Annotated in this window: 5 protein-coding genes; 4 read left to right on the forward strand and 1 reads right to left on the reverse strand. The window is 46.8% G+C overall.

The genetic code is table 11. From position 1 onward, the window contains the following. The 3 genes from RMO84_RS00475 to RMO84_RS00485 form a co-directional block, all read left to right on the forward strand. On the forward strand, positions 1 to 532 hold a 532-nt coding region (locus tag RMO84_RS00475; protein ID WP_310486447.1), incomplete at its 5' end, for a methyltransferase, TIGR04325 family. Then, on the forward strand, positions 529 to 1,320 hold the full coding sequence (locus RMO84_RS00480) for a class I SAM-dependent methyltransferase (protein WP_310486448.1): 792 nt from the start codon (positions 529 to 531) through the stop codon (positions 1,318 to 1,320). The genes RMO84_RS00475 and RMO84_RS00480, both read left to right, overlap by 4 nt. Beyond that, entirely contained in the window at positions 1,321 to 2,535 is a 1,215-nt protein-coding gene (locus tag RMO84_RS00485; RefSeq protein ID WP_396135729.1) for a glycosyltransferase family 4 protein, read from the forward strand. Between the two features lie 31 nt (positions 2,536 to 2,566). Here RMO84_RS00485 and tyrS read toward each other — a convergent pair whose 3' ends face one another. Continuing rightward, a complete protein-coding gene (gene tyrS / locus RMO84_RS00490) occupies positions 2,567 to 3,829 on the reverse strand; it encodes a tyrosine--tRNA ligase (protein ID WP_310486450.1) in 1,263 nt (420 codons plus the stop codon). Between the two features lie 214 nt (positions 3,830 to 4,043). Here tyrS and RMO84_RS00495 point away from each other — a divergent pair. Then, positions 4,044 to 5,893 (forward strand): transglycosylase domain-containing protein (locus RMO84_RS00495; protein ID WP_396135730.1); only part of this gene is annotated, 1,850 nt, incomplete at its 3' end.

Below are 5,893 nucleotides of genomic sequence, written 5' to 3' on the forward strand. Positions count from 1 at the left end.
CGATCCGATCGAGATTTTTGACTTTGGTGGTAATTTAGGGATTCATTTTTTAAGTTATGCCAATTACCTTGATTTTCCCAGTAACTTGAGCTGGATTGTCTGCGATCTGCCAGAAATAGTTAAACTTGGCAGATCGCAAAATCGAGATCCGCGATTGACTTTTACTACTGATTTGCAATTAGCTAGTGGTAGCGATATTTTTTTGGCATCTGGATCGATTCAGTATCACCAATCGGACATCACTGATAAAATGAATGCTTTAGATCGAAAACCCCAGCACCTATTAATTAATAGACTAGGATTGTATGAAGGGAAAAAGATTGTCACGCTTCAGAATGGAGGGAAAGTTTTTTATCCGCAGTATATATTTAATTGGAGTGAGTTTATCCAGTCATTTACCTTAATTGGCTATGAGCTAATCGATAGCTGGGAAGATAATGTAGACAAGTGTTATATTCCCTTCCACCCTGAGGTAGATGTCCCTTGCTATCACGGGTTTTATTTTAAATTAACTAATGGAGTACGATCGTGACTGTGTTTGGTAATTATGCGCATTATTACGATCTGTTATATCAGGATAAAGACTACATTGGTGAAACTCAGTTTATTCATCAATTGATTCGAGCTAACGCACCAGCTGCAACTACTATCCTCGAACTCGGCTGTGGAACTGGCAATCATGCGATGTTATTAGCCAAGGAAGGCTATCGCGTTTGCGGGGTAGATCTGAGTGCAGAGATGTTACAACATGCCCGCGATCGCCGAGATCGACTCGCCCCAGAATTAGCAACAAGATTAGAATTTAGTCAAGGCGATCTCCGACAAGTCAGATTCGTTGGCGTAGCCTCTCAGCATGAGAATCGTCAGTTTGATGTGGTGCTCTCGCTCTTTCATGTCATTAGTTATCAAACTACTAATGCAGATTTACTGGCGGCATTTACGACAGCAAAAATGCATCTCAAGCCAGGGGGATTATTTATCTTTGATGTCTGGTATGGCCCTACAGTCCTGAGCGATCCGCCAACGGTGAGAGTTAAGCGGCTCGAAAATGACTCGATTCAAGTAACACGAATTGCCGAACCGATCGTGTATCCGAACGAAAATTTAGTAGATGTTAATTATCATGCGTTCGTTAAAGACAAAACTAGTAGTGCGATCGATGAACTGAGCGAAACCCACACTATGCGCTACTTATTTAAGCCCGAATTAGAATTATTATTAAGCCAATTACAAATGCAGATCGTCGATTGTCGAGAGTGGTTGACCGATCGACAAGCGGGACTCGATACCTGGGGCGTTTATTTTTTAGTTAGAAATTAAATGAAAGTAGCTTTATTTGTGAGTAGCTATACCCCTGAAACTGGGGGAAGTTATACTTTTGAGCACCAGTTACTCGATACCCTATTAAAATCCTATGCTGAAAGTAAACATACATTTGTTTTGTACGCATCAAATCGACCGGGATCGAAATATAGATTAGATCCTACTCTTCAGACAGTGCCTACTCAAATTACTGCCAAACAAGAGGTTAAGTCGCAAATATTAGGCTTGGCAAGAAATATAGCATATGGATTATCGGACTCGATCGGTAATTATTTAGTCGAACGCTGGCACAAACAATATACATTAAATTCATTCAAAACAGATCGAATCGACATCATTTTATCGCTAACACCCAATTGCCCTACTATGGAATATCCTTACATCACTACGGTGTGGGATTTACAACATAAACTTCAATCATATTTCCCCGAAGTTAGTGCCTCTGGTGAATGGGACAAACGGGAGAAATTTTATGCCAAAATGTTGAGCCGTGCGGCATTTATTATTACCGGAACAGAGACGGGTAAGGCAGAAATTCAAAGATTTTATCAGGTTCCTGCCGAGAGAATTAGGGTAATTCCTTTTTTCACACCGCAATTGGCATTAACCGATCCGCCAGACGATCGAGATATCTCGATCGCCTACAATCTTCCCGATCGATATTTATTCTATCCGGCTCAATTTTGGCCGCACAAGAATCATGTCAATTTGCTATTAGCGATTAAATGTTTAAAAGAAAAATACAATCTAGCACTACCATTAGTTTTAGTTGGCTCTGACAAAGGCAATGAATCCTATGTTAAATCGATCGTGCAGGAGCTAGACCTATCAGCACAAGTATCTTTCCTGGGATTCGTGCCGCAAGCAGATATGGCACCACTCTATCGCAATGCTTTTGCCCTAATTTTTCTGTCGTTTTTTGGCCCGGATAATCTCCCGCCACTCGAAGCGATGGCGTTGGGATGTCCGGTTATTGCCGCCAATGTCTCCGGCGCAGCAGAGCAATTAGGGGATGCCGCTGTACTCGTCGATCCCAAGCATCCGGAGGAAATTGCTGCTGCTATAAATACTCTATTTACAGACTCTATCCTGCGTCAAAATCTCATCGACAGTGGTTTGAAAAGGGCAAATCAGTGGACGACCAAAGATTACGTTCGAGAAATTTTTACCCTTCTCGATGATTTTGAAGCAATCGGGCGTTGTTGGGAGTAAAGATCGATTCACCAGGATAAGTCGATCGAGACTAATCTACTAACTTTTTAAACCGTTTTTTGCCAACCTGCAATACTTTTCCGACTAGTGAAGATGCATCGTCATAGGTTAATTCAATATCTGCGATCGATTCTCCATTCAATTTAACCGCACCGCCTTGAATTTGCCGCTTGGCATCGTTACTACCAGAACACAACCCACTAGCCGCTAAAAGTTGGAAGATCTTGGCAGGAAAACTCACAGCCGCTAATGAAAATTCGGGGATGCTGTCGCCACCAGCATTTTGACCTGGTTTGGTAACTAGGGCGATCGCGTCGGCTTGGGCTTGAGCGGCTCGATCTTGTCCGTGATATTGAGTAGTTACTGTTAAAGCCAAGAGTTTCTGCGCCTCTCTGGGGTTCGCTGGCAGGCGATTCTCATGCTGAGAGGCTCCGCCAACGATCTCTAGGTCGGTCAGGAGCGTAAAGTAATCTTTGATGATGTTGTCGGGCGTTTTCTCTAGCTTGGAGTACATACTCAGGGCATCCTCGCCCAAGCCCACATAATTATTTAGAGATTTGGACATTTTTTGCACCCCGTCGGTACCGAGCAAGATCGGCATCAACAAACCAAATTGCGGCGTTTGGCCAAAATGACGCTGCAAATCTCGCCCGACAACTAAATTAAACTTTTGGTCGGTGCCGCCGAGTTCGACATCAGCCTGGACGGCGACCGAATCGTAGCCCTGCATCAAGGGGTAGAGAAATTCATGGATGAAAATTGGTGTTTCTTGCTCGTAGCGGAGCGCGAAGCCTTCTTTGGCCAGCATTTGACCGACGGTCATCGTCGATAGCAGTTCGAGGGTTTGACCCAGATCTAACTTGGCTAACCATTCCGAGTTGTAACGGACTTCCAGGCGTCCCGGCGTCTCAAAATCGAGGATCGGGCGCACGCGATCGAGATAAGCCTCGGCATTGGCGGTCACTTGGGCGGGAGTCAATTGGTTGCGGACTTCCGATTTCCCCGTCGGATCGCCGATCCGGGCGGTAAAGTCACCGATAATGAGTACCGCCGTATGTCCGGCATCTTGGAACGCTCGGAGCTTGCGCAGGGGAATACTATGACCGAGATGGATATCTGCGCCAGTAGGATCGATCCCCAGCTTCACCCGCAATGGTCGGTCGGTTTGCGCCAGTCGAGTAGCGAGATTTTCTGCCGGATCGATCGACTGAGGTTGATGGGGGAAAATCTCACTCACGCCCCGAAATAACCACTCGAACCGATTTGAGTCTGGCACGGATACACTCACAGTCATATATTAAGGATGAAAATCGAACGGATCTCGAAATAGTTGCAAGTTAAGCTTATTATAGTTATTTACCAAAACTGAAATATTTTTAGATCCCGATCGATATTTCTAGCTACCACTCCACCGGCAGCGGCGACAAATCGTCTACGATTGCTACAGCATCGATCGCCAGCGTCCACTCGGAATTGATTGTCCCTAATTTTAAGAGAGAAAGATCCTAGTGTCTTCTAGAGCTTTAAAAAAACAGAACCCAGAACAGCAACCCGAACCGATGGGGCCAAAACCCAAAAAGGGTAACTTCTTCGGCGGGATCGGGCAAATTGCGGGCGGGACGATCTTAGGCGTCACTATGCTTGCTAGTTCGATCGTCGCTGGTGGATTGGTCGGCTTGGCAATTAGTTTTCGCAACTTACCGGACGTCCGCGTCCTCCGTAGTTATGCGCCGACGGAAACTACCTATATCTACGATATCAAAGGGGTACAACTCGCCAGCCTTCACGACGAAGCCAATCGGGAAGTCGTACCGCTCAACCGGATTTCGCCCAACCTGAAACGCGCGCTACTAGCGATCGAAGACGATCGATTCTACTATCACCAAGGGGTCAATCTGACCGGGGTCGGTCGCGCGCTGAGTGCCAACTTCAAAAAAGGAAGTGTCAGTCAGGGTGGTTCGACGATCACGATGCAGTTGATCAAAAACTTATTCCTTTCCCAAAAACAACAATTTAGCCGAAAGTTAGCCGAAGCAGTCTTATCGATTCGCTTAGAGCAAATTTTCCGCAAAGACGAGATTTTGGAAATGTACCTCAATCAAGTTTACTGGGGACACAATAATTATGGCGTCGAAACTGCCTCCCAAAGCTACTTTAACAAACATGCTTCCGATCTCAATCTTGCCGAAGGCGCGATGATGGCAGGCGCGATCGCTGCACCCGAAAAGTACAGTCCCTTTATCAACTATAAAGTCTCCAAAAAACGCCAGGAACAAGTTTTGGCAAGGCTCGTAGAACTGAACTGGATTACACCAGCCGAGGAGAAAAAAGCTAAAGAGTACAAGCTCAAACTCGGTAAAATCAAGACTTGGCAAACGAGTAGATTGCCTTACGTCACCGATGCCGCGATCGAAGAACTCAACCAACGCTTTGGGCGCGAAACCGTCCGCAAAGGCGGGATGCGGATTCAAACGACGATCGACTATAACTTCCAAATCGCCGCCGAAAAAGTCGTCCAAAATGCTTACGATCGCTTGGGACGCAGCAAGTACCAAATCAGTCTGGTGGCGATCGATCCGCGCACGCACTTTATCAAAGCAATGGTGGGCGGCGTCGATTACAAGAAGAGTAATTTTAACCGCGCCATGTATGCCAATCGGCAGCCCGGTTCCTCATTCAAACCCTTTGTTTACTACACCGCTTTTGCCACTGGCAAATTTTCGCCAGAATCCACCGTCTACGATGCCCCCGTCCGCTATCGCGACGGCGGTGGCTACTATTCACCTCGTAACTACGGCGGCGGCTACTCTGGTGCCATGAGCGTACGCACGGCACTAATGAATTCCACCAACGTCCCCGCCGTCAAAATGGGGAAAGAAGTCGGTTTGGATAAAGTCATCCAAACTTGCCGGACGCTGGGAATCAAAAGCCCGATCGAGCCAGTGGTATCCTTGCCATTGGGTGCCGTCGGGGTGACTCCGGTCGAAATGGCTGGTGCCTTTGCGACATTTGCGAGCAATGGGTGGCAATCAGAAACGACCACAATTTTGCGCGTCACCGATAGCGAAGGTAATATCTTGCTAGATAATACTCCCCAACCGCAGCTCGTCCTCAATCCCTGGGCGACAGCCCAAATCAATAGTGCCCTTCAATCAGTAGTTAGTAGTGGTACTGGTAAAGAAGCCTATCCTGGCCGTCCCGCCGCCGGAAAAACCGGAACGACCTCTTCCGAACGAGATGTCTGGTTTGTCGGCTACGTGCCCCAGTTAGCCGCCTCTGTGTGGATTGGCAAAGATGACTTTACCCCTCTGGGTCAAGGTGTCACCGGCGGTACCTATGCCGCACCAATTTGGCGGAG

The sequence above is a fragment of the Chamaesiphon sp. VAR_69_metabat_338 genome (assembly GCF_031423935.1).
In the GTDB taxonomy this organism is placed as follows: domain Bacteria; phylum Cyanobacteriota; class Cyanobacteriia; order Cyanobacteriales; family Chamaesiphonaceae; genus Chamaesiphon.

Bases quoted from the DNA above. Each gene is read 5' to 3' on its own strand.
- RMO84_RS00485 (WP_396135729.1), top strand. From the start codon at position 1,321: ATGAAAGTAGCTTTATTTGTGAGTAGCTATACCCCTGAAACTGGGGGA.
- tyrS (WP_310486450.1), bottom strand. From the start codon at position 3,829: ATGACTGTGAGTGTATCCGTGCCAGACTCAAATCGGTTCGAGTGGTTA.